The organism is Pengzhenrongella frigida, assembly GCF_004168625.1.
Taxonomy (GTDB): Bacteria; Actinomycetota; Actinomycetes; order Actinomycetales; family Cellulomonadaceae; genus Pengzhenrongella; species Pengzhenrongella frigida.
The window spans coordinates 1-2,405 of the sequence record NZ_SDWW01000099.1; the positions used below are offsets into that span (position 1 = coordinate 1).

4 protein-coding genes are annotated in these 2,405 nt (G+C 65.8%); 2 read left to right on the forward strand and 2 right to left on the reverse strand.

From position 1 onward, the window contains the following. Positions 1 to 280 precede the first annotated feature (280 nt). Together EUA98_RS19440 and EUA98_RS19445 are read left to right on the forward strand one after the other, a co-directional pair. The gene (locus EUA98_RS19440) at positions 281 to 856 is read left to right on the forward strand and encodes an RNA polymerase sigma factor (protein WP_130104328.1); all 576 of its coding nucleotides are present in this window, start codon (positions 281 to 283) and stop codon (positions 854 to 856) included. Continuing rightward, the gene (locus EUA98_RS19445) at positions 853 to 1,449 is read left to right on the forward strand and encodes a hypothetical protein (protein WP_130104329.1); all 597 of its coding nucleotides are present in this window, start codon (positions 853 to 855) and stop codon (positions 1,447 to 1,449) included. The genes EUA98_RS19440 and EUA98_RS19445 overlap by 4 nt, the downstream gene beginning before the upstream one ends. A 104-nt stretch (positions 1,450 to 1,553) precedes the next feature. Here EUA98_RS19445 and EUA98_RS19450 read toward each other — a convergent pair whose 3' ends face one another. Both EUA98_RS19450 and EUA98_RS19455 read right to left on the reverse strand, forming a co-directional pair. Beyond that, complete coding sequence (locus EUA98_RS19450) at positions 1,554 to 1,835, reverse strand: HigA family addiction module antitoxin (protein WP_130104330.1); 282 nt, start codon at positions 1,833 to 1,835, stop codon at positions 1,554 to 1,556. A gap of 22 nt (positions 1,836 to 1,857) precedes the next feature. Then, positions 1,858 to 2,136, reverse strand: a complete 279-nt coding sequence (locus EUA98_RS19455; protein ID WP_130104331.1) for a type II toxin-antitoxin system RelE/ParE family toxin — start codon at positions 2,134 to 2,136, stop codon at positions 1,858 to 1,860. Positions 2,137 to 2,405: the final 269 nt, after the last annotated feature.

A 2,405-nucleotide genomic window follows, 5' to 3' on the forward strand; every position in this document is an offset into this window, starting at 1 on the left:
AAGACCAAGTAGTCAGACCACCAGGGGGGTCAAAATTCAAACAGCACGAGGGGGTCAGTTTTCGCCCAGCGTTGACAGGAGACGTCCGCGAGCGGGTGGTAGCGCTCGTTGAGGCACGTAGACGTTTGTGTAGTCGCCCCTTCACGACAGTCAAGCGATGTGTGTCGGGAGAGTCGTCTGCGGGTGGGCCCTGGCCGCAATTGACTCCCTTTCGCTGGTCGAAGGCTGGTGCCGACGGCTTGGCGTGTAACGCTTCCGTCGTGCATGAGCAAGAGGAGACATGAGCATTGAATCGGTGCCCGACCTCTCCAGCCTCTGCGCCGAGATCGGGCACGACCCCGGAGCCTTCGAAGCGGTCTATCGCGCGCACGTGCGTGAGGTCGAACGATTCATCTCGCGCCGGGTCCGTGACCCGTTCGTGGTTGCCGACCTGACGGCTGACGTGTTTGTCCACGCAATCGAGTCTGCCGCCACCTACCGTCCCGAACGGGGCAGGCCCGTGGCGTGGCTATTTGGGATCGCCCGGCACGTCGTAGCGGCTCATCATCGCGCGGTCGGAAGAGAGCTGGTGGCTGTCCGTAGGGTCGACGCTCGCGCACTCGTCGACGCCGACGCATACGAGCGGCTACAGGAACAGATCGATGCTGCGGCGCGGGCTCGGGCATTGCACGACGGGTTGGTGGCGCTTCCGCTGGCCCTACGCGAGGTCGTTGAGCTCGTCGTCGTCGACGAGCTGCCATTGACGCAGGTCGCCGAGGTGCTCGGCATCACCCCCGGCGCCGCGAGGGTGCGGCTTCACCGCGCCCGGGTGCGCTTGCGCCGGGCCACCATTGCTGACGACGGAGGACTGAAATGAGCCAGCTTGACGCGTTCGAAAGTCGGCTCCTCGCCGAACTGCGCACTGTGGTCGACCAAGACCGAAAGCAGCCCGTGGTCCCCGCCGGGCATCGGGCTGGACGCCGCGGCCACTGGGCCATCGCGGCCGCGACCGCGGCAGCGATTGCTGGCGCCGTGGTCCTCGTCCCGACGCTGCAGGCCGATCCCGCGTGGGCGGTGAGCCGCAGTGGCAATGATCAGGTCGATGTGCAGGTCAATCGAATCGAGGACGCCGATGGACTCGAGCGTGCGCTGGCTGGCGAGGGCATCTCGGCGGACGTTTCGTTTGTTCCCGACGGTGGCCAATGCGCGCCTGGGCGGTACGCAAACCTCCTCGAGCCGAGTCGAGGATTCAGGGTCCAGGCCGGCAGCGACCGCTCATTCCGCGTTACCGTGCCGCCGGGTGCAGTGCCGGACGGCGCTGTGCTCGTCGTAGCTGCGTCACTGATATCGCTGCCCGACGTGCAACATGACGATGGGACGATCGAGACAAGTCGCACCCGAGTCTGGGTCGATGTTGGCGTCGCGAGCGGTCCGGTCGACCCGTGTGTCGTCGTGCCGGCCCAGGACTGACGAAATGACGCGCGTGCACGCCACATGGATGTGTTCTCGATCGGCGCTGAGCGACAGCCAAGCGTCGGAGACGGACCAAGCGGCCAGCGGCAGGACCGTCGTTGTCAGGCGACGTCGCTGAGAGGGCGAACCTTGGGCGACCCGGAGGCCCGCTCAAGGGCCAGATCGTGGGCCGTCTGCATCGCCAACCACGCGCGTGCGGTACCCACACCGGCCGCCTCCAACCGCACCGCCAAGTTCGGGCTGATCCGTGCGTGTCCGTGCAGGACCCTGCTCAGCGCTACCCGCGAGATCCCGAGCCGCGACGCGGCCTCACCGACGCCCAGGCCGAGGTCGGCCAGTACGTCTTCGCGCAGGATCTCGCCCGGGTGCACCGGGTTCTTCATCGCCACGATCCTTGCCTCCTTCTCAGTGGTAGTCCTGATAGTCGACGAGTTCGACGTCGTTCTCGATGAACCTGAACGTCACTCGCCAGTTGCCGTTTACCCAGATCGACCAGTGCCCCGCGAGGTCGCCCTTCAGCACGTGCGTCCGAAACGACGGGATCGCCAGGTCCGCAGGCGCCTGGGCCACGTCCAGCGCTGACAGGATGCGCACCAACTTCGGGACGTGAGCGGCCTGGACACCCCGCTTGGACCCGTCGCGGTACAGCTGCTCCAGGCCCTTGTGCCGGAAACTGACGATCATCAGAAGACTGTATCGTGTCTCGAATCGCGATACAACGCCCAGCGCTCTCTCGCCGTCGAGCCACGGTTGCGCTGTTCGGCTGTCGAACACCGCTTGACGCCACTCTGGTTGCCGACGACCCAGCACTTGACGACAGTTCTGCGGTATCTGCCGGCGTCGGATCATCAATCAAGCCCCGCCGGACCTGGTGCTGGGGCTGCTGCACCGATAGGTGACAACTGATCTGTGGGGACTGTGGTCCCCGCTGAGAGGATGTTCACCGTGCCTAG